24 protein-coding genes and 2 pseudogenes are annotated in these 25,836 nt (G+C 38.6%); 10 read left to right on the top strand and 16 right to left on the bottom strand.

What is annotated here, in order from left to right; translation table 11 throughout:
• Positions 1-15 precede the first annotated feature (15 nt).
• From acuR to CWB60_RS05700, 3 genes are all read left to right on the top strand, one after another.
• Positions 16-648, top strand: a complete 633-nt coding sequence (gene acuR / locus CWB60_RS05710; protein ID WP_054982497.1) for an acrylate utilization transcriptional regulator AcuR — start codon at positions 16-18, stop codon at positions 646-648.
• A gap of 50 nt (positions 649-698) precedes the next feature.
• Positions 699-1,688 carry an acrylyl-CoA reductase (NADPH) gene (gene acuI / locus CWB60_RS05705; RefSeq protein ID WP_138576316.1) on the top strand — a complete coding sequence of 330 codons (990 nt, stop codon included), beginning with the start codon at positions 699-701 and terminating at the stop codon, positions 1,686-1,688.
• Positions 1,689-1,761: 73 nt separating this feature from the next.
• Positions 1,762-2,178 (top strand): VF530 family protein, encoded by a 417-nt coding sequence (locus tag CWB60_RS05700; protein ID WP_004586518.1) that lies wholly within the window; start codon positions 1,762-1,764, stop codon positions 2,176-2,178.
• Positions 2,179-2,433: 255 nt separating this feature from the next.
• On the opposite strand, the gene CWB60_RS05695 is transcribed toward CWB60_RS05700, so the two are convergent.
• Positions 2,434-2,865, bottom strand: a complete 432-nt coding sequence (locus tag CWB60_RS05695) for a DUF3859 domain-containing protein (RefSeq protein WP_138576314.1) — start codon at positions 2,863-2,865, stop codon at positions 2,434-2,436.
• A 167-nt stretch (positions 2,866-3,032) separates the two neighbouring features.
• On the opposite strand from CWB60_RS05695, the gene CWB60_RS05690 reads away from it, so the two are divergent.
• Together CWB60_RS05690 and CWB60_RS05685 are read left to right on the top strand one after the other, a co-directional pair.
• Positions 3,033-4,025, top strand: coding sequence for a YHYH protein (locus CWB60_RS05690; RefSeq protein ID WP_138576524.1), 993 nt, complete (start codon positions 3,033-3,035; stop codon positions 4,023-4,025).
• 23 nt (positions 4,026-4,048) lie between these two features.
• The gene (locus CWB60_RS05685; protein WP_138576312.1) at positions 4,049-4,573 is read left to right on the top strand and encodes a hypothetical protein; all 525 of its coding nucleotides are present in this window, start codon (positions 4,049-4,051) and stop codon (positions 4,571-4,573) included.
• A gap of 55 nt (positions 4,574-4,628) precedes the next feature.
• On the opposite strand, the gene CWB60_RS05680 is transcribed toward CWB60_RS05685, so the two are convergent.
• The gene (locus CWB60_RS05680; protein ID WP_138576310.1) at positions 4,629-6,446 is read right to left on the bottom strand and encodes a protein kinase domain-containing protein; all 1,818 of its coding nucleotides are present in this window, start codon (positions 6,444-6,446) and stop codon (positions 4,629-4,631) included.
• 235 nt (positions 6,447-6,681) lie between these two features.
• Here CWB60_RS05680 and CWB60_RS05675 point away from each other — a divergent pair, with 235 nt between their 5' ends.
• Positions 6,682-8,697 (top strand): TonB-dependent receptor, encoded by a 2,016-nt coding sequence (locus CWB60_RS05675; RefSeq protein ID WP_138576308.1) that lies wholly within the window; start codon positions 6,682-6,684, stop codon positions 8,695-8,697.
• Positions 8,698-8,757: 60 nt separating this feature from the next.
• Here CWB60_RS05675 and CWB60_RS05670 read toward each other — a convergent pair whose 3' ends face one another.
• Positions 8,758-9,417, bottom strand: a complete 660-nt coding sequence (locus tag CWB60_RS05670) for an NADPH-dependent FMN reductase (RefSeq protein WP_138576306.1) — start codon at positions 9,415-9,417, stop codon at positions 8,758-8,760.
• A 158-nt stretch (positions 9,418-9,575) separates the two neighbouring features.
• A complete protein-coding gene (locus CWB60_RS05665) occupies positions 9,576-10,376 on the bottom strand; it encodes a hypothetical protein (protein ID WP_138576304.1) in 801 nt (266 codons plus the stop codon).
• 429 nt (positions 10,377-10,805) lie between these two features.
• Between CWB60_RS05665 and CWB60_RS05660 the strand changes: the two genes are divergently transcribed.
• Complete coding sequence (locus tag CWB60_RS05660; RefSeq protein WP_024032231.1) at positions 10,806-12,005, top strand: Nramp family divalent metal transporter; 1,200 nt, start codon at positions 10,806-10,808, stop codon at positions 12,003-12,005.
• Between the two features lie 13 nt (positions 12,006-12,018).
• Here the strand turns inward: CWB60_RS05660 and CWB60_RS05655 are convergent, their stop codons facing one another.
• The 4 genes from CWB60_RS05655 to CWB60_RS05640 all read right to left on the bottom strand — a co-directional run bounded on the left by CWB60_RS05655 (position 12,019) and on the right by CWB60_RS05640 (position 14,795).
• Positions 12,019-12,924 (bottom strand): cation diffusion facilitator family transporter, encoded by a 906-nt coding sequence (locus tag CWB60_RS05655; RefSeq protein WP_138576302.1) that lies wholly within the window; start codon positions 12,922-12,924, stop codon positions 12,019-12,021.
• Positions 12,925-13,000: 76 nt separating this feature from the next.
• Positions 13,001-13,456, bottom strand: coding sequence for a hypothetical protein (locus CWB60_RS05650; RefSeq protein WP_055253537.1), 456 nt, complete (start codon positions 13,454-13,456; stop codon positions 13,001-13,003).
• A gap of 17 nt (positions 13,457-13,473) precedes the next feature.
• The gene (locus tag CWB60_RS05645) at positions 13,474-13,710 is read right to left on the bottom strand and encodes a hypothetical protein (RefSeq protein ID WP_138576300.1); all 237 of its coding nucleotides are present in this window, start codon (positions 13,708-13,710) and stop codon (positions 13,474-13,476) included.
• 71 nt (positions 13,711-13,781) lie between these two features.
• The gene (locus tag CWB60_RS05640; protein WP_138576298.1) at positions 13,782-14,795 is read right to left on the bottom strand and encodes a DUF5924 family protein; all 1,014 of its coding nucleotides are present in this window, start codon (positions 14,793-14,795) and stop codon (positions 13,782-13,784) included.
• A 556-nt stretch (positions 14,796-15,351) separates the two neighbouring features.
• On the opposite strand from CWB60_RS05640, the gene CWB60_RS05635 reads away from it, so the two are divergent.
• Positions 15,352-16,326 (top strand): DUF1852 domain-containing protein, encoded by a 975-nt coding sequence (locus tag CWB60_RS05635; RefSeq protein ID WP_138576296.1) that lies wholly within the window; start codon positions 15,352-15,354, stop codon positions 16,324-16,326.
• A gap of 29 nt (positions 16,327-16,355) precedes the next feature.
• Positions 16,356-17,387: a methionine synthase gene (locus tag CWB60_RS05630; protein ID WP_138576294.1), complete on the top strand. Its 1,032-nt coding sequence runs from the start codon at positions 16,356-16,358 to the stop codon at positions 17,385-17,387.
• Between the two features lie 113 nt (positions 17,388-17,500).
• On the opposite strand, the gene CWB60_RS05625 is transcribed toward CWB60_RS05630, so the two are convergent.
• The 8 genes and pseudogenes from CWB60_RS05625 to CWB60_RS05595 all read right to left on the bottom strand — a co-directional run bounded on the left by CWB60_RS05625 (position 17,501) and on the right by CWB60_RS05595 (position 24,598).
• Positions 17,501-18,304, bottom strand: coding sequence for a Stf0 family sulfotransferase (locus CWB60_RS05625; protein ID WP_138576292.1), 804 nt, complete (start codon positions 18,302-18,304; stop codon positions 17,501-17,503).
• Positions 18,305-18,831: 527 nt separating this feature from the next.
• Positions 18,832-18,954, bottom strand: coding sequence for a hypothetical protein (locus CWB60_RS21070; protein WP_283234866.1), 123 nt, complete (start codon positions 18,952-18,954; stop codon positions 18,832-18,834).
• 50 nt (positions 18,955-19,004) lie between these two features.
• Positions 19,005-20,894 (bottom strand): putative bifunctional diguanylate cyclase/phosphodiesterase, encoded by a 1,890-nt coding sequence (locus tag CWB60_RS05620; RefSeq protein WP_138576290.1) that lies wholly within the window; start codon positions 20,892-20,894, stop codon positions 19,005-19,007.
• A 502-nt stretch (positions 20,895-21,396) separates the two neighbouring features.
• Positions 21,397-21,651: pseudogene (locus tag CWB60_RS05615) on the bottom strand (transposase); the annotation flags it as partial.
• 88 nt (positions 21,652-21,739) lie between these two features.
• Positions 21,740-22,105: a DUF7674 family protein gene (locus tag CWB60_RS05610; RefSeq protein ID WP_138576288.1), complete on the bottom strand. Its 366-nt coding sequence runs from the start codon at positions 22,103-22,105 to the stop codon at positions 21,740-21,742.
• A gap of 118 nt (positions 22,106-22,223) precedes the next feature.
• A complete protein-coding gene (locus CWB60_RS05605; protein WP_138576286.1) occupies positions 22,224-23,525 on the bottom strand; it encodes a S41 family peptidase in 1,302 nt (433 codons plus the stop codon).
• A 160-nt stretch (positions 23,526-23,685) separates the two neighbouring features.
• Complete coding sequence (locus CWB60_RS05600; RefSeq protein WP_171036119.1) at positions 23,686-24,123, bottom strand: DUF695 domain-containing protein; 438 nt, start codon at positions 24,121-24,123, stop codon at positions 23,686-23,688.
• Positions 24,124-24,238: 115 nt separating this feature from the next.
• The gene (locus tag CWB60_RS05595; RefSeq protein WP_138576282.1) at positions 24,239-24,598 is read right to left on the bottom strand and encodes a hypothetical protein; all 360 of its coding nucleotides are present in this window, start codon (positions 24,596-24,598) and stop codon (positions 24,239-24,241) included.
• Positions 24,599-24,838: 240 nt separating this feature from the next.
• Here CWB60_RS05595 and CWB60_RS05590 point away from each other — a divergent pair.
• A pseudogene (locus tag CWB60_RS05590) lies at positions 24,839-25,764 on the top strand (integron integrase).
• The last annotated feature ends 72 nt before the right edge of the window (positions 25,765-25,836 follow it).

Here is a 25,836-nt window from a genome sequence, read left to right as displayed (position 1 = left end):
TAGGGGTTACTTATAATGAATACTGCTCAAGCACCTGCACGGCGCGGAAGACCCCCTAAAATACCTCGCGAAAACGCCGATACCAAAGCGCACCTTATTAGGGTTGGCCTAGAAACCTTAACTGAATTTGGTTTTAGCGCAACTGGCCTTGATACCATTTTAAAAAAAGCCGGCGTGCCTAAAGGCTCGTTTTATCATTACTTTAAAAGTAAAGAAGCGTTTGGTATTGCCTTAGTAAATGCCTACGATGACTACTTTATTACTAAGCTCAAAAAATATTTAACCGATAGCAATACACCGCCCCTCGAGCGCTTAATTCACTTTACGCAAAGCGCCATTATGGGCATGCAAAAATACCAGTACAAACGCGGTTGTTTGGTCGGCAATTTAAATCAAGAGCTAAATCATTTAAGTGATGAATTTAAAATCCGCCTACTACAAAGCTACGTAGCATGGCAGCAGCAAGTTGAGCTGTGTTTAAATGAAGCACAGCAACAAGGCACGATTGCTAAAACTGTTGATACGCAGCTTATGAGTGAATATTTTTGGATTGGCTGGGAAGGCGCCGTTATGCGAGCTAAACTTACCCAATCAAGTAAACCCCTTACGTTGTATACAGAAATGTTTTTACGCGCATTACTTACCTAGTGCGCATTTTATTTAGCCATTAAAAACCGATCGGTCTAAAAGGATATGTTATGAGTAACTCAGTTAAAGCTATTGTAATTACGAAAGACGAAAACTACGCTGCGGCGCTTAGTGAAGTGCAGCAAAGTGACCTACCAGATCAAAACGTGCAACTTGATGTACTTTACAGCACACTCAATTACAAAGATGGGTTAGCCATTACAGGTAAAGGCCCTGTTGTGCGCAGTTTTCCTATGGTGCCAGGCATCGATTTAGTGGGCACAGTAAGTGAAACAAGTACCGATGAATTTACTGTTGGCGATAATGTAATTTTAAATGGCTTTGGTGTGGGCGAAAAACACTGGGGTGGTCTTGCACAAAAGGCATCGCTTAATAGTGATTGGTTAATACCCCTCCCTGCAGCGCTTTCGCCAAAACAAGCAATGCAAATTGGCACCGCAGGCTACACAGCAATGCTGAGTGTTATTGCCCTAGAAAAACAAGGCATCACTCCAAGTGATGGCGAAATATTAGTGACCGGTGCAAACGGCGGTGTTGGCAGCTTTGCCATTTATTTATTAAATCAGCTGGGCTATAACGTAACCGCTGCCACAGGAAGAATGGAGCAAAGCGATTACTTAAAAGAGCTAGGTGCGTCACAAATTATCAGCCGAGATGAGCTTTCAAACCCAGGTAAGCCACTTCAAAAAGAGCGCTTTGCAGGTGCTGTAGATTCGGTAGGCAGCCACACACTTGCTAATATTTGTGCATCGCTTAAATACGGTGGCGTGGTTACTGCGTGTGGTTTAGCCCAAGGCATGGATTTACCCGCCTCTGTAGCGCCCTTTATTTTACGTGGTATATCTTTAATTGGTATAGACAGCGTTATGCGCCCTAAAAAAGACAGAGTAGAAGCATGGGACAGACTAGCAAGCTTAATAAAAGCCGATTACCTTGATAAAATTTCAACCGAAATTACACTTGAGCAAGTAATCGAAAATGCCGAGCAACTTATGGAAGGTAAAATTCGCGGCCGCGTAGTTGTTAATTGCCAAAGTTAAGCAATTTTATCTATTAAAGCCTCGTTATTAAATTTATAATGGCATTTGTATTTTTATTAATGAGGCAACACCTATGAGCAACCAAGATCTTTACAGTAATAACCCACTGCAAGGCGTAAAATTAGAGCAAGTGGTTGAAGAACTGGTTGAGCAATATGGGTGGGAGCTACTACACGCTTATTTGCAATTAAACTGTTTTAAAAACAACCCAGATGTAAAATCGGCGGTTAAGTTTTTACGTAAAACACAATGGGCACAAGAAAAGGTAGATAACTTTTACCTATACCGCCTTAAAAACTTACCTAAACCCGACGATGTGCAATACGAGTTACCACCACGAGATAGAGTTATTCCTGCGGATCATAAACCGGGGGAGCCGTGCGAATTAAGTTTTAGTGATGCAAAGCGAATTATGGAAAAAAAGGCCACTAAACAACGCGCAAGGGCACGAAAACAACGCTCAAATGCAACTAACCCGTGGGGTAACTAAGTTAACCTCAACTCTGGATAATAAATCTATCTCTAGCAGCTATTTTCAGCGCTAACAGCGTTGAATTTACTTGCAATAGGCTAGCTATTGACGCGTAAATTCGCCTTGTTTTCACCGAAAACCGCTGGCTAGAGAATTAAGCTTAAAGATCATCATGATAAATTATGTTGGTCTATCTCTTAACCAGAGTTCAGGTTAAGTTATATTTTTAAAGCCAATGTATATTGGCTTTTTTTAGCCCTGCAATTTTAAGGCTTAGTAACCTCGTTTACGCCAAAAATCATTAACAGAGCCTTGCTCTTCAAGTGCAACGTTAAATGTTTTATCGGCAATAATTTTATTATTTAGGGTGAGTGTCATTCGCCAATCACCTAATTTATTTTCAATAGGCTCCCACAGCGTATCACCTAAATAAAACTGCCAGTCGTTCTCTTTAATGTATTCAACGCCTTCAAAGGGCGGCATTATTTCGCCATTACTGTCTGGAATATCGGGGTGATAGATGCAAAAGTGAAGTTTTTCGCCTTTTGCTTTTTTGATATTAATTATTAAACCAAATTCAACATCAAGCTTGGCAATTACATTGGTTGTAAACTGCTCAATTTGAGGCAATGCTTTACTTTTGCTATCCCAGGTAGAATAAATCCCATAACTTTGAATCGACACCTCAGGTTTTGATTTTGCCATTACACCATTCTTTACTTTAGGCTGTTAATGCACTGATTTTATAATACATGCAGCTTAAGTAAAATCACCTGATTAACAAACATACTCAATGTTGATTTATTTTTGCACATTGCTTGCACATTTGAGATCAAAAATAGCGTCAATTAGTACTTAATTGGCTGTGTATGATGAATCACACTCTCTGTAATAAAGTTAAACTATTAAAAATTTCGTTATTAAGCGCAGCAATTTCTTCTCTTGTTGCATGTGGCAGTGATGAGCAAAACCTAACAACTGCCTCTGATGAAAGTACAAGTTCAAGCAGTGAAAGTACAACAGCAACAAGTGGCACCAGCTCAACCGAGCAAGTGCTATGTGAATACAGTTACAATGAATACAACGACTCAACATCAGTGCAAACCACCAGCTCTGCTGATTGGGCATGCACAGGTACAACACGCGATGTAGTTGCTAATGGCATTCCAGATCATGATGTGGGCACGTTTCCTAACCCCGACAATCCAAACACCATTTCTGAGCAAACTGTGAGTGAGAGCTTTACGTTAACGCCTATACAAAGCGATACAGCAACCTTAATGGGCGGCCCTCGAGGCGTGTTAGGCATAGTATTAAATGGCGTTAAAATTGACGCAGGTACCGGCGGCAGTTGTGATGACTCTGGCGATAATTGCTCGCTTGGCGATAACAGTGGCAACTGGAGTATTGAAGCACTAAGCCAAGATATCTTTAGTTTTGGTACTGACGATAACAACGCACACGTACAGCCCGATGGCACATATCATTATCATGGCATGCCTGAGGGATTTATCTCCCTTAGAGGCGGCAACAGCTCAACAATGACTCTAATTGCATGGGCGGCTGATGGGTTTCCTATTTATGCGCGTTATGGCTATAGCACCGCAGATGATGCAAGTTCGTCACTTAAAGTCATGACTGGTAGCTACCAACATATTATTACGGTAAGCGATAACCGCCCTTCTACCGAGATTTATCCACTAGGAACTTTTGCACAAGATTGGGAGTATGTAGCTGGCTCTGGCGATTTAGATGAGTGTAACGGGCGCTTTGGTGTTACCCCTGAATTTCCACAAGGCATATACCATTACTATGCAACCGATACTTATCCGTTTTTTCAACGCTGTGTTAAAGGCGAGCTATAAATTTACTTATAGGCAAAGTGAGCATGATGAAAATACATAAAAAAGCACTAGTTGCGCTTATTTTAGTGGCCAACATTGTTATAGCACCGGTTGTTTATGCACATTTAATGGTGGCTCAACACGGAACATTAAACGTGATTGATAACCATGCCTTTATAGTGCTCTCGCTGCCTATTTCTGCATTTAATAACCTTGATGATGATTTAAATAAAAAAGTATCTATGGATGAATTTAACGCCCATAAAAAGCAAATCAGCAAAAGCATAATGCGAGGGGTTTATTTAAACGATCATCATTATAAGTTTTCTTTAGAGGGCTTATTACTAAACCCTGAAGTGTCGCATACTGATACTAATAACATTGAGTACATAACGATTACGGGCCGATATACAGTGCCCGATATAAGCGCACAGCTAAAATTAAACGTTAGGTTATTTAGTCAAAATTCTGATTTAAATAAGTACCACATTACCGCCACTAACAAACAGCAAAAAATGACTCATCAGTTTGCCTTAACACCCCGTACGCCTTTTAGCACAGTGTTTTAAACTAACAATTAAGTAGCCAAGGGCAGACTTAATATTTAGCTGCCCTTTTTTATTTTTACTGCGCTAATAATTTTGGATTTTTAGGAAAGAAATTCTCTGGTTGTTTTTCACAAAGCGAAAATTCGCGAGTGTTTTTATAAGGAAGCTTCATAAATCCTGCTACACCCACATCAGTAATGTTAACTGCATACTGCATTAATTTATTAAGTAACCGTTTAAACTCTACTTCTTTGCTTTCATCGAGTAAGCGATAGTAATGGTGTATTTTCATTCTATCTGGCAGTGCTTCAAATATAATACAGCCAGTATGATGAATTTGGTTTAGCTCAAACACGCATCTAATCACTTTTTTAGGCAGTTGTAGCTGCTCATCAGGGTCTTTACCGTCTTCAAAGTAAGAATGTGGACGTGCAATTTCGTTTGCCTTCATACTGACCACTTCATAATCAAGCTCAGGGAGGTTATCAAACTTAAACGCCCCGGTTCCATCTCGCTCTAACTGAATGGTTTTACGCGCATCAAATAAACAACACTTAAATAAACCTTTTTGACTTATTGCTTGAGCAAGCATCACGGTATTATTAATGGCATCGGTAAAGGCTGTTTTTAAACTTTCATCATGCATAATAAGCGATGACTCAACAAACACCGACTCATCTTTCCAATGAAAACTCAATCCACCCACTACCGGGTATTTAGCTAGGCGGCTGATAGAGGCCAAAAAGGCTTTTTCGGTATCGCCGGTATCAAACAAAAACTCTTTATAGTAGCGGTCTAATTGAGCATCGTTAACATCTAGCAGCTGCTGATTATGATCGGCTTGTCGTAAAAACTGTTTGCGCGAGCTATATACTACGGTGTCGGGCTTATCACCTTTGCCAAACCAATACGGGATAGCAGGACGAGGCTCCGCTTTTTTAAGCTCAGGTAAATACGCCTGAGCCATTTTGGTAATGTTACGCATAAAGTAATCGCCTGCGCCATCGCGTATGGTTTTATTTTTAGACAGCATGCCATCAATTACATTGGCAAGCTCTTTGGGTAAGCCAAGCGAGCTTGCAGGAATGGCTTGCGCACCAAAACGACACGACTGAGCGGAGGCAAGTGCATATAAAGTAGAAGCCACGCCTTGTTCATCAAAGCGTGGTGATGACTGCTCACCCGACATTTGCGCATCACCTATAAAATACACATCGCCCATTCTGGCATTAGTAGTGCTTAAATCTCCCGACATTAAATCCATAAAATTACTGGCTATAGGCTCCCCCTTACTATCAACCTGTGCGTAAACAGAGCTTCCCCAATCAACTAAAGACAGCGCATCGCTTTGCTCATCCCATACTAAGTTAGAAGGTTTAATATCGCCATGCACTATAGGTTGAGGGGTTAAACCATTTTTATGATTACGCAAATCAATTAATACATTACGCAGCCGCACCGCTAATTGCATTATATGGGCGGCACTAAAACGCCCTTTTTTTAGCGATACTTTTTCAAGGTCTTCTCCAATGGCACGGGCCATCATTAGAATACCTTGCTTTTTTATACGCTCAAAAGCATAAAAGGTAGGCACTAGCGGGTTATTAATTTGCGAGAGCATATACGCTTCGTCTTCTAGGCGGTCGCGCACACTTTGGGCAAGCGTAATACGCGAGAACTTAAACACCCAAGGTAAGGCATTTTCGTCATTGCCAGCAAACACAAACCCAAACGCGCCTGAGCCAATCATCTCTACATTTTTATACCCAAGCGCACTCAGTTGTTTAATACAAATATTAAGCCATTGACGGTGTTTTTTGGCATCTCTATGTGACAGCAAATAAACAGATTGCTCTTCGTTAATATAAAAATTGCGAATTTCTTTGGCTTTCAATACAGGCTCTTTGTTTTATAGGTTAAATAGTGAGTTAGCCACATGATTATTAGTGTTATATAGCCAGATTACAATACTCACTAGGTAGTTTTTACTAATACCTAAAAAGCTAACTAGCCAAGTGCTAAACATGCACTATTACACCTTGCTAACAAATGTTGCATCCAATCGATTAGCTAAGCCGTATTTAAATTATCTGCTTATTTTAGATAGTAAATACATAGGGATTTTAGCGATGAAGAGATTAGCTTTACTTACACTGAGCACGTTATATAGCATTAGCACCTACGCTAATATAGAGACCCTTACTGTTTATGGGCATAGAGATGGTTTAATTGGCGAGTCTATCAGTGCCTCAAGCGGTATCATTGGTCAAGGAGAAATACAGCAGCGCCCCATGCTCAGAAGCGCCGAAATGTTAGAGCTTATTCCAGGCATGGCGGTTACACAACATAGTGGCTCGGGTAAGGCTAATCAATACTTTATTAGAGGCTTTAATTTAGATCATGGCACCGACTTTGCCACCAGCATTGAGGGCATGCCCATAAATATGCGAAGCCATGGACACGGGCAAGGTTATACCGATCTTAATTTTATTATTCCAGAAGCTATTTCAACTATAAATTACCAAAAAGGATCATACAGCGCTACACAAGGGGACTTTTCAAGTGCGGGGAGTGCGCAATTTAATTTAGCTAATAACTTAAAGCACAAGCAAATAGAGCTAAGCATTGGTGAAGATAACTATAAACGTGCAGTAGTGCTTAGTGCAGTTGATGTATCTAATGCCAAGTTAATAGCAGCAGCTGAGTGGCAAGGCTACGATGGCCCATGGGATGATATAAACGAAAACGTAAATAAAAAAAATGCCCTACTTCGTTATGTTGGCAAAGCTTTAAATGGAGATTTATCTATTACAGCAATGGCCTACGACAACACATGGCAATCAGCCGATCAAATTCCACAGCGCGCAGTGTCACAAAATATAACGTCACCCTTAGGGTCGCTTGATACCACCCTTGGGGGGAGTTCGAGTCGCTATAGCCTATCAAGTGTTTGGCAAGGCAAGCATATAATAACCAGTATTTATGCCATAAATTACGATTTAACACTGTTTTCTAACTTTAGCTATTTTTTAAACGACCCTATAAATGGCGATCAGTTTAACCAACAAGATAGCCGCACTATTTATGGTGGTGAGCTAAGTTATCAATTTGACTCCCTTACTGCTGGTTTAAATATGCAGCACACTGCTGGGCTTGAGGTTCGCCATGACGATATAGACAAGGTAGGACTTTATAACACTAAAGCGCGAGAGAGACTCAATACAATAAGACAAGATGCCATAAAACAAACAAGCTATTCGAGTTATTGGCAAACAAAAATACTTTTCACACCTAAATTAGAGGCAACAGCAGGCGTGCGGTACGACTATTTTGATACCGATGTAAGCAGTATCACACAGGTAAATTCGGGCAAAGCAAACGATGACTTAGTAAGCTTTAAAGGCAGTTTAAATTATAAACTTACTGATTTGTTAGTCGCTTATGCAAACTGGGGGCAGTCTTTTCATTCAAACGATGCCCGCGGCACTACCATTAATATTGACCCTGTTAGCCAACAAAATGCCGAAAAAGTAGATTTACTGGTAAAAAGTGAAGGTGCTGAACTAGGCCTGCGTTTTGCCGATGATCAAAACGTTAATTTATCCGCCGCTTTATGGTGGCTTAGACTCGACTCAGAGCTTTTATTTGTAGGTGATGCGGGTAATACAGAGCCCAGTGATGCATCAAAACGTTATGGTCTAGAGCTAAGCGCGTATTACTGGATTAATGAACGCTTTAGCCTAGACATGGAAGCCTCGTTTACTCATTCACGATTAGATATAAACTCTAACAACAACTACATAGAAGGTGCAGTACCTGTTGTAGCAAGTGCAGGTTTAAATTGGCATATGAGTAAAATGTGGCAATCATCATTTAGAGTACGCCACATAGGTAAACGTACGCTTTCTGACTCGGGTGATATTCGCTCTGAACCATTAACGGTTGTAAATAGTGCTATTAGCTATAAACAAACTCACTGGAAAGTCGATTTTGAACTACTGAATTTATTTGATAGTACCGATCACGATATAGATTACTACTACGCTTCGCGCTTACCGGGCGAGCCTGCACAAGGTGTAGAAGATAACCACTTTCATCCTATTGAGCCTCGCACAGCCCGCTTATCAATTAGCTTATTGTTTTAACCGAGCAAAACACTGTATATAAAAACAGTGCACATATAAAAGCGCACCTTAATACATTTTTTAAGGTGCATTTCGCTGAGATGGCGCTGTTTTAAAACTTTTTAACATAGCGTGGGGATCTACGTTTTTACTATGTTGGCTGCTCGCCTGTGCCCACCACATCAGTTGGCTAAAAGTACGCGAATAATAATTAAACCACGATTTTTCTTCTTCACCCTCTTGCATTGAACCATCGCTATTTAGCACCTCTTGCGCCTTTGGTACATGAACCATTGCAGAGACTGGCAAACACCCAAGTTCTGATAAAAAGGTACGTAAACTAATTGCCGCACGTAATCCTCCCCATTGCCCTGCCGAATAGGTGACAATAGCGCTTGGCTTATAAGAGAACAAAGAACTGCCAAAATGGTTTAGCAAATCAGCTAATGCCGGGCTCATACTATGATTGTACTCTGGGCTTACCATTATATAGCCATCTGCTTGGGCAATTTTATCTGCTAAGGCTGTTAAATGTGCTGGAGCTTGGCTTTTTGCATAGGCAAAATGAGGTTTAAATACATCCTCTGAAGGAAAGTCGAGCGCGTCTATAAGCTCAAACTCGTGCTCGCTGTAGCGCTGATTTAAACATTTGAGGCATGACTCAGCCACTCGATCTCCTAATCGTGCTGGCTTAGGGGGTGTGCTATCTCTAACGGTGCCTAAAAAAACTAAAAATTTCATAAAAGCCTCTTTAATTGAGTGTTGTACCCACTATACCTTAAACCTAAAACATATTAAAAATGCGAGACTTTTATTTGTTTGCACAATTTTTAGCACTATAAACAAAAATTAATAAGGGGGCCATCACTTACGCTTTAATGCTTACGCCTAATCTCCCCTTAATTAAATTGATAACTAACACCAAGCCCTGCCCAAAATAAGGAGCGTAAATGCTCATCACCGCTATAGTGTGCAGCATCTTTGTTTATTGCAACGCTGTAACTGGCATAGCCAGATAGCATGACATTATTTAATAGTTGATAAGATAAATTAGCAGCAAGTTTTACGTTATTAAGGCCATTGTGGCCATCACTAACATAACCACTATTAAAACCCGCCGCAGTTTGCAGCTCCAATCGCATTAAATCACTAAATGCATACTCTTTTGTAATTGCCAGCTCTATAAAAGAGCCACTGAGCGATAACGAGTGGTAAATACTCGCCATTGCATGTATATCCCAATCATATGCATAGCTTATATCGAGGCTAAGCTCATTATCATGGGAATTTACTCCTTCCTCGCGTGCTTTTATATGGTTGTAACCTGCATACAAAGTTAGGTGTTCTGCAAGCTCAGTTGAATAAATAGCATTTAAATTTAGCTCATCGTAGTCATTATCAGTGCCTGTTGCTAACCAAGGGATAAACGTAAAGTCATTGTAATTTATTTCGCCCGCAATAGAGGCTAAAGCACTACCGGGCAAGTTATCGCGCCCTTCTGTCACATAATGGCTTTCCCATAAAGGATGAATATGAAAATTTAATTTTTCATTTTCGTGGTCAGTGTGTGCAACGCTTTTTATATTCCCGCCTACACCTACCTCAAGCTCGTGTAGCGATTCATTCGCAGCGCTTTTACTCGTACCTAAAGCCAGCGAGATAATGCAGATAAAGTGACAGATTTTTAAATTAGTTTTCATTAAAAGGTCCAAAACCAAAAAGTTGCGCATAATAGTGCTATTTAACGAAGCTCAGCAATAAAAAGATGCCTTTTTAAACAATTTATTTAAAAAATGGCTCACATCATTAAAAAACTAAGTAACTTGCTCATTTTACAATCTATAAGGTAGGATAAAAATATGAAACCAACAACGCACATGGCTGATTTATAAATATAACTCGCGCGTATTGTGCAATTAACAAGCAGGTAATCGTTTGGCTCTTTAAATCTATATATAAGTTGGTATCCTACGCGGCTTTTTGATAGTCATATTAAAATAATTACCCAGAGTTTAAGGTTAATTAGCCAAGGTGGGGCTCTCGCTGCATGGCACGTAAAGTGGCAGCAATCTAGGTTCAACGTAATAAAACGTTGTTCTAAATTTAAAAGCAAATATTAAGGTAACAGTATGCGATTTGGCCCAGGATTACTTGTAACTGCCGCATTTATTGGCCCCGGAACAATCACAACGGCAAGTGTTGCCGGTGCAAACTTTGGGTTTGCATTAATCTGGACATTACTCTTTTCGGTTATTGCCACTATTTTGTTGCAGTCTATGGCTGCTCGATTAGGAGTAGCAACAGGGCAAGATTTAGCACAAGCGTTACGTGCACACATTAAAACCCCTTATCTTAAAGCGCTTGCTAGTTTTTTAGTAATAAGTGCAATTGGTGTGGGTAGCGCTGCATATGAAGCCGGAAACCTCAGTGGTGCAAGTATGGGGTTGGTTGGTATTTTCCCAGGGGTAAGTGCACAAATATGGACGCCGTTAATTGCTGTGTGTAGCGCTATTCTTTTATACAGTGGTAAGCACAAAGTGGTAGAAAATGCATTAATACTGCTGGTGATCCTTATGAGCCTGGTATTTATATCTACCCTAATTATGGCTGCGCCACCAATGGCTAAAGTCCTCGCTGGGTTTATACCTACAATGCCAAGTGGCTCAATTACAACGGTATTGGCCCTCATTGGCACAACCATTGTACCGTATAACTTATTTTTGCACTCTGGTGTTTTAGCAGCGCAAGATCATTCTAAAAGTGATAAAGACACTGTTATTAAACAAACTAACTTAGATACAGGTTTATCAATTACGCTAGGTGGGGTGATCACCCTTGCCATTTTATCAACCGCGTCTGTTGCGTTTTATGGCACCGATGCCGGTAAAATTAGTGCAGCAAATATGGCTGTGCAACTTGAGCCATTACTTGGCGAAGCAGCGCATTACTTTTTTGCTATTGGTTTATTTGCCGCAGGATTAACCAGCGCAATAACAGCCCCATTAGCAGGTGCGTATGCGGTATGTGGCATGCTTGGTTGGTCAAGCGAAATGAGTAACACCCGTTTTAAAACAGTCGCCATTACTATTTTAGCTTTTGGTGCATTTGTGGCCTCACTGGGGCTTGACCCTGTTGCGGTAATAATATTTGCACAAGCTGCAAATGGATTACTACTGCCCATCATTACCGCGTACTTGGTGTGGTTAGTGAATCAAAAATCAGTCATGGGAAAATACACCAACTCAACACTTTTAAATGTGGTTATATTACCCGTGCTACTACTCATTTTTTCGTTAAGTTGTTACAAGCTATCAGGTTTAATTTTTTAAAACCAATTAACGTTTAACCATGGGCATGCCCATGGTTAAACATACAACCTGTGCTGCCTTGGCTGCTTTCAACTTGAATGGTGGCGTGTTCAATGTCAAAGTGGTCATGTAAATGGTGCTGTACTTCAATTAAAAAGTCGTTATTTAATGCGTTGTTGTCAGTTACTAAGTGAACAATAAGCGCAGACTCTGTGGTACTTAGTGGCCACACACGTAGCCCATGCACACCTGTTACATGCTCAATACTTAAAAAATACTGCTTTAGTTTTTCTATACTAATATTTTTGGGTACGGCGTCTGTGGCGTAATTGAGCGAGTCTTTAAATAATCCCCACGTGCCAATAAACACAATCACTACAATACTCAAACTTACAACAGGGTCTACCCATTGCCAGTTTTTAAATAAAATAACAATGCCGGCAATTACCACACCTAAAGACACCGCTGCATCGGCCGCCATATGTAAAAAGGCACCTCTAATATTTAAATCGTGCTTTTGCCCTTGCACAAACAACAACGCAGTTAAGGTGTTAATTACCACACCAATAAGCGAAACCACTATAACCGTCATGCCTGTAACCGGCTGAGGGTTTTCAAAACGCTCTATGGCATGCCAAGCTATGCTAGCAAGGGCAGCCATAAGTAAAACAGAGCTCATTAAAGACGCTAACACCGTTGATTTTTTATAGCCAAAGGTGCGCTTGTCGGTAGCGGCTTTACTTGCCAAAACATTTGCCCCCCACGCAAGTAACAAACTAACCACGTCGCTTAGGTTATGCCCTGCGTCGGCTAAAAGCGCGAGGGAGTTGGCAAAAAAACCGTACCCTGCTTCTATCACGACAAATATAAGATTGAGTAAAACGCCTATAGCAAACGCGCGATTATAGTGACTAATATGATGGCTGTGATCGTGACTCATGTTGCTCCTTACATAGTAAATAACTTGATTAACCTGAGCTGTGAAAAATCTATTTTTAGCGCTCGCTGTGTTTAATTTATAAGGTTAATGAGGTATGTGTTCGGAAAAGTTTAAGTGTACCTAATAAATAAAACAGCCCATAAATACTGCATACAATTGAGCTTACAATCCAAAATACAATTGAGTTGTGATGAATTAACTGACTGGTTGTTACAAAAGGAGCTATTAATCCTGCTATCCCCCTTAGTAAATAAACACCTGTTATTAATACCAAAGCCGTTTTTAAAAAAGGCAGCTTTAAAATAACACCTGCGCCAGAGAGCGCATACATGCCCCAAATAGCAAGTATGGCTGATATAATTAAAGTAACAAAGGTAGGATACGTACTTCCCTGCTCAGCCAACTGCGCCATGTGCTCACCAGCACCAAAAAAGCGATACCAATCAGGGCCGCCAAAAATACAGGCAATATGTAAAAGTGACGCTATAAAACTTAAAACCCCAGCTATAACCAATAGCTTATTAAACTTCATATACTTATAAACCTAAGTTATTGGCTTATGTAAGCAACAAAACCAATTAACGCTGCGTAAAAGCTAAAACCAAGTAAACATATTAGGTAAACGTTTTTAGCTTTATTTGCCTTAAAGCTCATATAATCTTTAATGTCAGCTTTAAACTGACCAAAGGTGAATACGTTTAAAATTGCACAGCCGGTAGAGTACAAAATAAACCCTAAAATGGTTTCTATCATTAGCCACATAACAATATCTAAAGCAATGCTCATAACACTCATCCATTAAGTAATGTAAAAACAGCGTATCAAATCTCTAGTTGATTATCAGCGTATTTATAGCGTTAAGGTGTAACAATAAATTTCGTAATCCCTATTAATTGCCCCGACTCAGTTACCACTTTTACTTGCCACTTACCTTTAGCATTATGCGGAAAATTTACTTTATGAGTCCATGCTCTGTAGCCTTGTTTTCGCCCGCCATTAATATTGAGCGTAATTCTGTCGACCTCTTTTTTATTGTGTATCCATACATGAAATATTTTTTCGTTTAGACCTCTTGGCGCTTTTACTGCGGTCCATGTGTATAACCCTTCATGATGAAGTGTATATAAATCAAGAGTATTAATGCTACCTAGTGGTTTTTTATGCTCAACATCTACTTTATGTGCCAAGGTAATATCGGTTAAACGCAGGGCTGCAGGCGGAACAAAACTGCGAAGCTGCCAAACCCCAGCGCTTATTACGCATAAAATTAAAACTAAAATAGGAAAACGCCACCAGCGCGCATCAGGCATTAAGTTTGTTAAGCTAGGTAAAGTAATAAGCACTGAGGTTACAAGCGCAATTGCTAAGCTTTGGCTCGTAGTTAGGTTTAATAAAATAGGTAACGTAACAAGCAAAACCACAAATAATGCAAAGTTATGAAATACTGTAAACAGTGTGCGGTTTTTAGCTAACTTTTTATAGTAAAATGGATCTATTACCGATATGAAGGCACATATAATAATTAGCGATGTAAAGAGTGCTTGTGGGTGATCCCACTGGGTAACCGCTAAAAAAAACGGTAACGCAAAAAATAGGCTTTCTTGCTGCACCATTTGCAGTGCAAAGCGCATTACATTAGGAGATACAGCTACCCCAAAGCGCTCTTGTACTTTATCGCGTAGCCAATTGTCGATAATCAACCAAAACCAGCTCACCAGTAAAACAATGGCAATAACTTGCGAGAACGACTCTTTTCTATCAACCATTACATAGCTTGCAACACCTGAGCAAAACGCCAATACAGCCAATAGCCCTGGTCGCTTTTGCATTGCCACTATAAATTGAGTAATGAGATTTTTTAGTTTGTTCATTTATTTTAGTGTCCGTACATAATGTACTTTATTATTATCAAGTTAGTTAAGTCAGTGTAACTAAGCGTAGATGAACAACACATAGATGCCTGCGGGTATTATTGTTAGTTGTTGCATTAAAAACCACTCCCTTTTAACCGCTATTTTAATAAATAAGTGCCTATAACTCGCCGTAAAATTACAGTAATTTTTAAAACTGTAATTTTAAGCGTTAATTAAAATAAGGGTTACAGCCGTGCCTGAATTTTATTAATGCGCAACGTGAATTTGTCACAATAAACACTTCTAGACGTCTAAGCACCTATAAATTATACGCTGCACTATTTTTTTACATGCCCAAACACAGGTATATGTTCTCTCAGTAACACATTTAATTTATATAAATGAATCAAACTCATGTTTTATGTGAAATTAAACCGTTTTTATTAAAGCACCAATCAACGTATAAATTATCCATCGGCCAGCGCTTATAAGCATTAAGCCTGTTTATTACAAAACCACCCTTTGAGCACGCTAAAGGCTCAGGTTTTAAATATACAATATGGATAGAGTCACCATGAGTAAAAACATTACATTCAATATTAAAAGTCAGCGCCTTGATGAAAACTACCAACCCGCTGAAAACACCCGTATAACCACTAATTTTGCAAACTTAGCACGAGGCGAACACCGCCAACAAAACTTAAGAAAAGCGCTAAATATGATCAACAACCGCTTTAACACTCTTGCTAATTGGGATAACCCAACCGCTGAGCGCTACAGTGTAGAGCTTGAGATTATTTCTGTAGATATTGGTTTAGATGAAAACAGCCAAAGCTTTCCTTCTATAGAAATATTAAAAACGAATATTATTGATACCAAAACAAACAAGCGCATAGAAGGTATTGTTGGTAATAACTTTTCATCGTACGTTCGCGACTACGACTTTAGCGTGTTACTGCAGCAACATAATAAAAATAAACCACAATTTAGTATTCCCGATAATTTTGGTGAGCTGCATGGTAAATTATTTCAATCGTTTGTAAGCTCAAAAACCTATAAGCAACACTTTAAAAAACCACCGGTAATATGCCTCAGTGTGTCAGATAACAAAACCTATCATCGCACTGCCAACCAGCACCCTATTTTAGGTATTGAATACCAACCAAACGAATCTTCGTTAACAGAGCAATACTTTAAAAAAATGGGCCTACAGGTGCGTTACTTTATGCCTGCAAATAGTGCCGCACCCTTTGCCTTGTTTTTCTTTGGTGACTTACTAAACGATTACACCAACCTTGAGCTAATAAGCACCATTAGCACAATGGAAACCTTTCAAAAAATTTATCGCCCAGAAATTTATAACGCCAATGCCAAAGCGGGTAACGCCTTTAAGCCTAATTTAAAAAATGCCGACCACTCACTCACGCAAATTATTTACGACAGAGATGAGCGCAGTAAATTAGCCGCAGAACAAGGCAAGTTTGCTGAAGAGCATTTTATAAAACCGTATAAATCAGTGCTTGAGCAATTTACATCAGCAAACGTCTAACCTTATTTTAATAAAGGGTCACTCTTATTATGAAAACATTATTACCTACATCTACAGCTGGCAGTCTACCAAAGCCCTTATGGCTTGCAGAGCCAGAAACCCTTTGGTCGCCGTGGAAGCTTCAAAACAACGAACTTATTGAAGGCAAAAAAGACGCCCTGCGCATTGCACTTCACTCACAACAACTCGCTGGTATTGACATAGTGAGCGATGGCGAGCAAACACGTCAGCATTTTGTAACTACATTTATAGAGCACCTAAACGGTGTTGATTTTGAAAAACGAAAAACCGTAAAAATACGCGACCGTTACGATGCAAGTGTTCCAAGCGTAGTGGGCCCTGTTAGCCGTCAAAAACCTGTATTTGTAGAAGACGCTAAGTTTTTGCGCTCGCAAACTAACCAACCTATAAAGTGGGCACTACCCGGCCCAATGACCATGATAGATACTCTTTATGACGACCACTACAAAAGCCGCGAAAAATTAGCCTGGGAATTTGCCAAAATACTCAACCAAGAGGCCAAAGAGCTAGAAGCCGCAGGCGTAGATATTATCCAATTTGATGAGCCCGCGTTTAATGTATTTTTTGATGAAGTAAACGATTGGGGCATTGCCTGTTTAGAACGCGCAATTGAAGGGTTAAAATGCGAAACTGCTGTGCATATTTGTTATGGCTACGGCATTAAAGCCAACACCGATTGGAAAAAAACACTCGGCAATGAATGGCGCCAGTACGAAGAAGCTTTTCCTAAATTACAGCAATCAAATATTGGTATTATCTCACTTGAGTGTCACAACTCACACGTACCTATGGACTTACTTGAACTGATCAGAGGTAAAAAAGTCATGGTAGGCGCTATTGATGTTGCCACCAATGAAATAGAAACACCTGAAGAAGTAGCCGCTACTTTACGCAAAGCCCTACAGTTTGTAGATGCCGACAAACTCTACCCCTGCACAAACTGCGGCATGGCCCCGCTTTCGCGCGAAGTTGCGAACGCTAAGCTTAACGCATTGAGTAAAGGCGCGGAAATAGTAAGAAAAGAGCTATTAGAGAAGTAAAGGTTTATCTAAAAGTGACTATCATTAAATTGGCCCACTAGTATATTTTTACTAATGGGCCATTAAATATAAAAAGCACGAGGAAAAAATCGCTTAACCTATAAATATACAAATTAAGACAACACTTTCTTAACCTTTTTCTTAATCTTTTTTATAAGTTCAGGTTTTTGTTCAGGAATTAATTTACTTGATAAGTTAAACTCTGAGCAAAAACGTTCTTCCCATTCTTTGTTTAGCTTATTACTTTGTTTACTCGTAACTTGTTCAGTAGGTATATCTTCAACATTTACTGAAACACCCATAAATTTAGCTATATCAGAAATAGTCTTATCCAAATTATTTTTGACATTATCAAAATTCATTTCCATATAATTACAGTCACTCGCCGCGAGAGAATATCGCCAAGACGAGTTATTTTTAATAATACTTTTAAGACTTTTATCAATACTCGAGTAATCATATTCAGGGTTTTCGTTTACAGGCTCTTGCCCCGCAATCCATACCCCAGTTTGGCTTGCTATTGATAAAGACACAGCTTGATTAAGCACATTTTCTCTTGATAACAAAACATAATAAGCATCAGGAAAATAATTAACTAATTGTTCAAATCCACCAAATTCTTCAATGTGCTGATAATGTAACTTTATTCCAAATACCCCATTGGGTGATGTTCTGCGTTTTTGTATCTCATCTAAAACCTCATAAAAATCATCGGTTTTAAATTTTTCTTTCCATTTTTTTAAATTAGCAGGATTGGCATATTCTAGGGGAAAACCGAACGCATGCGTATTATGTAAAGCATGACCAAGCATATGACTACCACAACGTTCAGTTGATGCGATAATAAGCACTTTTGTAGGTTTAGAAACTCGTGGGTAATCATGCTCTTCTAAAAACTGTTCCTCATATAAGTGCATAAACAGATCCTTGTTGTTTAGTGAAAATAATAATAAATCATTAAAAATACTACACCTATAGAATAGGCTTGTAAATATTGTATATTTTCATTAAGCAACATATATAGTGCAATAGATTGATAATAAAGGGATTAAAAAGTTCAAATATTGTACACACGCATTATTCTTCAGAATAATCTACATTTTATAATTTTGTTAAAAAAACGATAAATCCTATCGTATTGAAAATATATTAGATCCGTATTTTAAATAAACAGAGAATTTTAAATAACAATCCAATTTTCTAAAAACCTCTAGAGCCTTATAAGTTAAGGGTACAAATAGCAAAATCGATAACTGTTTTGTACTGACTAAAAAAAGGCGAGCTAATAAACCATGAGTCACTTGTTTAGCATTCCCAAACCTGAATTACACGCATAAAAAAAACTGCAAGATTGCAGTTTTAACATTTACTGAATGGTTTTTAATTTATGCGAGTAGTTTTCGCAGTTGCTAATATTTGAAAGCCGTTTGCGCTTTAAATTTTCTCAGTCACTTACTTGTGAAGTGAGATTGCCTAATGCAGCATGAAAGAATCGACCTGTGCAGTTATCTTCTTTACAAGCTCTGCGACCAATGTCTTCATTTTTGGTTTCGGATAATTCACGCATAAACCAGCGCACTTATTTTAAAAATAAGTGCGCTGGTTAAGTTAATTATTTTAGGATTTAAGTAACGCGCAAAAGTCATCCCACGGTAATGGCCGCGATAAATAGTAGCCTTGTGCCCAATCACAACCAAGTTCTTTGAGGTAAGTCATTTGTGCTTCGGTTTCAACACCTTCAGCAATCACTCTAAGATCGTAAAGCTTGGCCAAACTTTGGATGATCATCACCATTTTGTTACGTGCCTCGCGCTCTGAAAAAAGATCATTTACAAATGAGCGATCTATTTTTAAGCAATGAGCTGGGTAATGTATTAATTGATTAAATGCCGTGTAACCTGTACCAAAATCATCTAATGCTAAGGATACGCCAAGTTCATTTAGCGCATTGAGCGTTTTAAGGCAGGTAACATCACCAGCAACAAATGCCGTCTCTGTAACTTCTAGCTCAACACAGTTAGGTTTAATTTGGTGATGTTCTAATAAATTTTTTACCTGTTCAGAAAATAGCTCGTTGTGTAGCTCAACACCCGAAATATTAATACAAATTTTGCCACTAAAACTGTGTTCTTTTTGTAAAACGCCTTGTGCTTCTAAAGCGTTGTCTATAACCCATAAATCAATATCTTTTATAAGGCCTGTTGCCTCAGCCGCAGGGATGAATTGATCAGGCACATAACCTTTCAATGCGGGGCTGTGACACCTAAGCAGCACTTCAACGGCTACAATAGAGCTATCTTTACAAGCAAAAATAGGCATATAAACTAAACTAAAATGCGCTTCATTTAAGGCAAGTCTAAGCCCTTTGTCAATGAGTTGGCGTTCACGAAGCTTGTCAGCAATGTCTTGGGTAAAAAATTTAAAGCAATTACGTCCATTATTTTTAGCGTCATACATTGCTGCATCAGCATGATGGAGTAAATTTTTGGAGTCAGCAGAATCATCGGGGTAAACAGCAATACCAATACTTGCGTATATCATGTGATCTACATCATCAACACTAAATCCCCCTTTAAAAATATTTAAAATTCTTGCGGCCACAGTACTTGCATCAAGGGGGTCTTTAATATTAGGTAACAGTACAACAAACTCATCGCCAGCAAGCCTTGCTAAACTTTCTGTTTGTGGCTTATATAGTTGATCATTTGGGCGTATAACATCTAAAAGCCGCTCACTAAATTTAAGTAAAACTCTGTCCCCAGCTTCATGGCCATGCTGATCATTAACCTGCTTAAAGTTATCCAAATCTATATAAAGCAAACCAATGCGCTGTTTATCTCGCTCAGCACGGTTTAGCATACGCTCAAGGTTAGTTTTAAAGCTCCATCGATTAGGTAACCCCGTAAGCTTATCGTAATAAGCCATTTGGCGAATATCATCTGCATGCAGTTGCATAATAGTTTCGTAGGCTTGCTCTTCTGAACGTAAAGCAGCTAAACAAATAGAATTTAAAGCCAGCATTGTAAGCATGAAGCGAACGGATTCGGTGAGTGAGTAACTAGTCATTAATAAAGCACTTAATGGCGTAAATAAAAGCAAAGCACTTGCAATACTAAAAATACTAAATACAAAAACAGCAGGCCAAAAGCGGTTTATAAAAAGATTTATAGCAACAATAGGATAAATCCACAGCATTCCGGTATTGTTCTCACCGCCAGTGATTAATAAGCTCATCGATAAAACAAACAAAATACCGCTAAGAATTTTTGCCGCTCGCTCAACATTACCACTTCGCTTTAAAAGATAAAGATTGATTAACCCCACAAGTGCATTAATTAATAATATGGTACCTAATACATGCGAACCACTAACTAAGCTCAAACCTCCAAATGCAGCAAGAAAAAGCACACCTAAAAAGGTCAAAACATGGCAAAGTGTATAGCGCCTGCGTTGGCGCACCGCCAGCATTTCTTGCTGGCCAATTATATTTTCTGGTGTAGAAGACATGTGAATAAATTATTCCTTAAAGCACTTACTAAAATCACTTCACGACATCTGTAGCTGTGATAATAAAAAAACTTATTACTAAATGTTAAAAGAATAAACGAGATAGCTACTCTGTCAAATAAGTTATTGTTTTTTAACGTTGTTAATTATGGAATAATTTACATTAGTGACTTAATTTTGCTGATAATGGTTATAAATAAAGCTCACTTTGGCTAAATAATAAAGACTCTTCCTTTCTCTCGAATTTATATTTCAAGTATATAACCTTTAAAGCTGACCAACTAAGTAATAACGCTTAATAGAAACCAAACTTGACACCCACTTTTATTTACAAATAAAATGTACCAACAAATTTACCAATCAGATTAAGAATTTATCTTTTATTTCTGGGTCACTTTTCATTTCATCTAATAAATAAGTCATTAGCATTCTTAGATCTAAATTTCATACATGAAAATAACTGCAGGATTGCAGTTTTAACTTTTACTTAGTGGTTTCTGATTTATGCGAGTAGCTTTTCGCAGTTGCTAATATTTGAACGCCGTTTGCGCTTCAAATTTTCACAGTAACGTGCTTGAGAAGCGGGTCTGCCTAATGCACCATGAAATACGCGTGTAAATTGGGTTGCAAGCTTGAACCAGTTTTCTGGTGATATATTAAGGCTTACTAGCAAAGGAAGGGTTATATTATCAATGTGCCCGCGTTTATCCTCTCGCATTATTAGCCCTGTTAGCTCAACGAGCTCTAGACTTGTTTTTTATACTAAATAAAAGCTACTATCTAATTGCGTGAAGTGCAAAATTTAATATGGGTGTCTCGTTAATAATTCCTAGGTGCGTGCATTTTTAAACCACAACCCTAGGTGGTTTACCATGAAAGTCCAAGTACAATTTTTTGAGATTATCTGGCACGAGAGGCCAGCCACGTTCAATACCTTCTTTGGTTCCTTTCCAGAATAAGTGCTCTGTATAATATACATCTATGTACTCGAATTCCGCCTTGGTTGCAGTATCTAGTTTCTCGCTCATGTACTGCAACTGTTCTAGTGCTTCTTCTAAATCGCCTTGGTTTAACAAAATAGTTGTCAAATTTGCGAACTCTTCCATTAGAAATGTGAGTGCCCAACTCTCATGTTTTTCCATAAGAGGACCAACATTTGGAAATTTAGTGCGGATCTCTTTTAAGAACTGTGTTATTTCTGATTTAGCCATTGATTTTCCAGAAGCACCTAACGCTTTGCTAAGCGGCAATAAAATAGCTGGCTAAAATTAGCGAGGAACGAGCAAAAGCCAGCTGTTTTTGTCCATTTAAGCAACTTTTTAGCAATTTTTACATCGTTCTCTGAAACTCTTTTGCATCCTCGCCAAAAGAGAGCATTTTCAATGCTACGGCTTCTTTATCTTTATATATAGCTTGCAACCGTGCTTCAGTAAACGCTTTAAAAATAATAGTTTCTTTATCAAGTAGCTCTATTTCAAAAGCTGGATCATCTAAATATTGATAAAAAAGTTTGCCATTTTCTTGAAAAACTTTGCGCTTACCATACGTACCTATAATTTGATTGAAATCACTCTGACTTGGCTGGTACGGGCTGGATTTTGCTTTAACCAATGGATAGACCCATTGATGCAAACTAAGGTTGCTACTATTACTTTTGATTAAGGAATTAAGCACCTCAGCATAAGCTACATTAAGTGCATTGTCGCTGTTCGTTTCTATATTTGGTTTTACACCTTTTCTTTCCCAATTATCTTTTGTTCGAGGGTCAACAGGTCGTGTAGATGGTAAAGTGAGAATATAATCGTTATTGACTATTTCTACACTTCTACCATGAGCGGCACCAGCAGTTACCTCTCCAACAATGGTTGCTCTAGTCAAACTTTGCATAGCATAGCTAAAGGCTTCTGCAGCGGATGCAGAATTTCTGCTGGTGAGAATATAAAGTGGAGTATCTTTAAACCTAGGACCCGGAACATATGGAGACGTCCAATCTTGCGTTTGAGTTAACACACCGTTTTCACGTTGTTCAAAGGTTGATAAGTGGACGGTATCTAAGTCAAAAAAGTAACTCGCTAAGGAAGTTACCATAAATGGGCTACCACCAAAATTGTTCCTTAAATCAATAATGATACCATCGGCATACTGTAAAAATTTCATCCCATTTTCAAGCGTCTCACCACCTAAATGACTGTCAGAGAACATTCTTATATCGAGGTAACCAATGTTTCCATCAAGCATTTCAACTTTTTTAAAACCATAGTTATCTGTCGGAGTCTCCATGGCTCGACTATCCGAAAACGCTTTAGTTTGTGCTGATGAACGGTATGTTTTCAGTTCATTTACCCATTGTGGGTCATAAACGACAGAGAGGTGTTTATCATTAGCAATTTTGTTTAATTCTAAAGTCATAAAATCAGCTATATCTTCAGCTGATTCTAGGCGACTGCAATCAGAGAGAAATAGCTTGGAGCGCATTAACTTAGATAGCTTTGTTGCCGTATTTTGAATTACGTAGTTATCTTCAAGCTGCTTAGCAATAATTTCTGACACATCACGACAATCTGCCGCAGCAACTGAATTACATAAAACTAATGAGCCAATGGCGAGGGATTTTAGTATTTTATTATTCATATTCTTCCTGAAATTTTATTATTATTTTTTAATAACGTCCGAACACACCAAAAGGGGTTAAAAAAATTTGCACATGCTAAATTAAATTGCTAACACTTTACATAAGCGGTTTTGGCCGCTCTTGCCAAAATCCGGTTTATGTAAAGTGTTAGTTGCGATATCAACTACATAGCTCATAAACTTCTCTTAATTTTGACCATCTTTCATCAGTTTCTACCTGCATTTCTATAGGAAGTTTCGCAAACTTGGACAAAGCCGAGTTAATTCTTTCACCTACTGAGCTGATATCATTAGTATAAAAATGCCACTCTCTAGTACCATTAAAAGTGTAAGTAAAAACAAATATGGCGAGTCTATCGTCATCAAGAACTGGTACTATTGCGTCTTCAAATTGCCGCATTTCTTCAATCTGAGCGTCGGATGGTAAACCACTCGAATTAGACTGTTCAAAATCCCAAAAAATTGTGAGCTTTTTAGGGTAATTAGTATGACCTAATAAAAAGTGAAGGTCAGGACGGTATCGAATTAACCCAACCGTTCCATTAACTTTTTTATCTGCAATATTCCAAGACGCAATGTCGGCAGATTCAATGTCCATATTCATTCCTTTTAGCAACTAGCTTTTAAATAAGGGGCGCAGACATGTGGGCTATAATGCGAAGCAGCCCACGTGTAGCGTCCCAGCAAACGAAGTGAGTGACATAATTTTTTTGTTATGTGTAAACATTCAAAACAACCTTGCCATTACTAATACTGACATTACCAAAGCATGCCGAGATGAAAAAACCTGACTCTGTTTTAATGAAGCTATCTATGTAGCCATAGTCAATCGAACCGTCAATGTCGGTTGTCGGTTCGATTGCCGATTGCCCATTAACACAAGATATTGATGAAAAGTTAGAAAAGGTTAAAACGGCTTTCTTGTAACAAGTGTATTCATTTGGTTTGGGTTCAACATAATGAACTGATGAAGGCCAAATACTTGCTTCAAGTTGTATGGAAAACTGATTTTCTGAAACTTCCCATCCCAATACGAAAGAATCTTGAAGATCAATTCCATCCATAGAATCCAAAATTTTCTCCTTGCACATAACAATTTAATAGTGCGCTCATCGCGCATATTTATGCCAACGATACGCTCATGTATTTTATAAATCATTTTTACCAAATAACTTAACACATTGCTATATATAATTTTTTACTAGCACTCAAACTCTCAATAAAAGACAAAATGCGCTCGTCGCTTATTTTCTTGAATATTGGAGTAGCACAACTACACTGTATGTAAATACAGTACTATTATTGGTGATAATATGAAAACACGTTCTCCATTTTTAAATTATATAGCCGATTATATGCTGGTACGTCAGTATTCATTTCGCACCGTAGATACGTACCTAAGATGGATTGCATCTTATATCCATTTTCATAATAAACACCACCCCGCCTCAATGGAAGACAATGAAGTCGAGCGCTACTTAGAGCATTTAGTGTTAAAGCAAAACGTTGCACCACGTACGCAAGCCACTGACTCAATTCATTGTCATTTTTATACAAACATATAATAAAAAAAGAACTTTCATTAAATTCAAACTTTGCCCGTAGTAAAAAACAAGCAAAGCTCCCTGTCGTGATAACCCCAGAGGAAGTTAAAATGTTGATGGCTGCGATTAAATAAGCGCTATTATTTAATCGCAGCCCTTATGTATGGAAGTGGTTTGAGTAATTGAAGCGGTGCAATTAAGGGTGCAAGATATTGATTTTGATTATAAATGTATTCAAGTATGGAATGGCAAAGGAAATAAACATCGTATTGTAACGCTCGCTGCAGAGCTGTTCCCTATGCTGAAAACTCAAACTTTGAACGTTGATGACTTCCTAAAGCTTGATTTAAATAACACTAAATATGCCGGCGCGTGGATGCCATATGCCTTAACAAAAAAATATCCTTCAGCCGCAAAAACACTAGCATGGCAGTATTTATTTCCTTCTCATATATTAAGTTCAGACTCTCAAAGTGGTGAAATAAGGCGACATCATTTTCATCACTCTTGTATTCGAAAAGTGGTTAAAAAAGCCGTCAAAAATCAGGGTTAACAAAATAATAACACCTCATACATTGAGGCACTCTTTTGCTACTCATCTACTGCAAAATGGCGCCGATATACGCTCAGTACAAACACAACTAGGTCACAACGATGTGCGTACAACACAAATAATACCCGCTGTATTGAATTAGTGAGCAATTATAGCGGTAGATAAATTGCTCAGTAACAAGGCAAAAACTTAGTTATATAGTTTATCTACATGA

Origin of the sequence: Pseudoalteromonas sp. S327 (assembly GCF_005886415.1) — a bacterium.
Classification (GTDB): domain Bacteria; phylum Pseudomonadota; class Gammaproteobacteria; order Enterobacterales; family Alteromonadaceae; genus Pseudoalteromonas; species Pseudoalteromonas atlantica.
Note: the sequence above shows the minus strand (reverse complement) of the source record. Positions and strands in the feature narration are given on the sequence as shown.

Excerpts from the sequence above, each read along its gene's own strand:
- acuR (WP_054982497.1), top strand. The coding sequence starts at position 16 with ATGAATACTGCTCAAGCACCTGCACGGCGCGGAAGACCCCCTAAAATA.
- acuI (WP_138576316.1), top strand. The coding sequence starts at position 699 with ATGAGTAACTCAGTTAAAGCTATTGTAATTACGAAAGACGAAAACTAC.
- CWB60_RS05700 (WP_004586518.1), top strand. The coding sequence starts at position 1,762 with ATGAGCAACCAAGATCTTTACAGTAATAACCCACTGCAAGGCGTAAAA.
- CWB60_RS05695 (WP_138576314.1), bottom strand. The coding sequence starts at position 2,865 with ATGGCAAAATCAAAACCTGAGGTGTCGATTCAAAGTTATGGGATTTAT.
- CWB60_RS05690 (WP_138576524.1), top strand. The coding sequence starts at position 3,033 with ATGAATCACACTCTCTGTAATAAAGTTAAACTATTAAAAATTTCGTTA.
- CWB60_RS05685 (WP_138576312.1), top strand. The coding sequence starts at position 4,049 with ATGATGAAAATACATAAAAAAGCACTAGTTGCGCTTATTTTAGTGGCC.
- CWB60_RS05675 (WP_138576308.1), top strand. The coding sequence starts at position 6,682 with ATGAAGAGATTAGCTTTACTTACACTGAGCACGTTATATAGCATTAGC.
- CWB60_RS05670 (WP_138576306.1), bottom strand. The coding sequence starts at position 9,417 with ATGAAATTTTTAGTTTTTTTAGGCACCGTTAGAGATAGCACACCCCCT.
- CWB60_RS05665 (WP_138576304.1), bottom strand. The coding sequence starts at position 10,376 with ATGAAAACTAATTTAAAAATCTGTCACTTTATCTGCATTATCTCGCTG.
- CWB60_RS05660 (WP_024032231.1), top strand. The coding sequence starts at position 10,806 with ATGCGATTTGGCCCAGGATTACTTGTAACTGCCGCATTTATTGGCCCC.
- CWB60_RS05655 (WP_138576302.1), bottom strand. The coding sequence starts at position 12,924 with ATGAGTCACGATCACAGCCATCATATTAGTCACTATAATCGCGCGTTT.
- CWB60_RS05650 (WP_055253537.1), bottom strand. The coding sequence starts at position 13,456 with ATGAAGTTTAATAAGCTATTGGTTATAGCTGGGGTTTTAAGTTTTATA.
- CWB60_RS05645 (WP_138576300.1), bottom strand. The coding sequence starts at position 13,710 with ATGAGCATTGCTTTAGATATTGTTATGTGGCTAATGATAGAAACCATT.
- CWB60_RS05640 (WP_138576298.1), bottom strand. The coding sequence starts at position 14,795 with ATGAACAAACTAAAAAATCTCATTACTCAATTTATAGTGGCAATGCAA.
- CWB60_RS05635 (WP_138576296.1), top strand. The coding sequence starts at position 15,352 with ATGAGTAAAAACATTACATTCAATATTAAAAGTCAGCGCCTTGATGAA.
- CWB60_RS05630 (WP_138576294.1), top strand. The coding sequence starts at position 16,356 with ATGAAAACATTATTACCTACATCTACAGCTGGCAGTCTACCAAAGCCC.
- CWB60_RS05625 (WP_138576292.1), bottom strand. The coding sequence starts at position 18,304 with ATGCACTTATATGAGGAACAGTTTTTAGAAGAGCATGATTACCCACGA.
- CWB60_RS21070 (WP_283234866.1), bottom strand. The coding sequence starts at position 18,954 with ATGCGTGAATTATCCGAAACCAAAAATGAAGACATTGGTCGCAGAGCT.
- CWB60_RS05620 (WP_138576290.1), bottom strand. The coding sequence starts at position 20,894 with ATGTCTTCTACACCAGAAAATATAATTGGCCAGCAAGAAATGCTGGCG.
- CWB60_RS05610 (WP_138576288.1), bottom strand. The coding sequence starts at position 22,105 with ATGGCTAAATCAGAAATAACACAGTTCTTAAAAGAGATCCGCACTAAA.
- CWB60_RS05605 (WP_138576286.1), bottom strand. The coding sequence starts at position 23,525 with ATGAATAATAAAATACTAAAATCCCTCGCCATTGGCTCATTAGTTTTA.
- CWB60_RS05600 (WP_171036119.1), bottom strand. The coding sequence starts at position 24,123 with ATGGACATTGAATCTGCCGACATTGCGTCTTGGAATATTGCAGATAAA.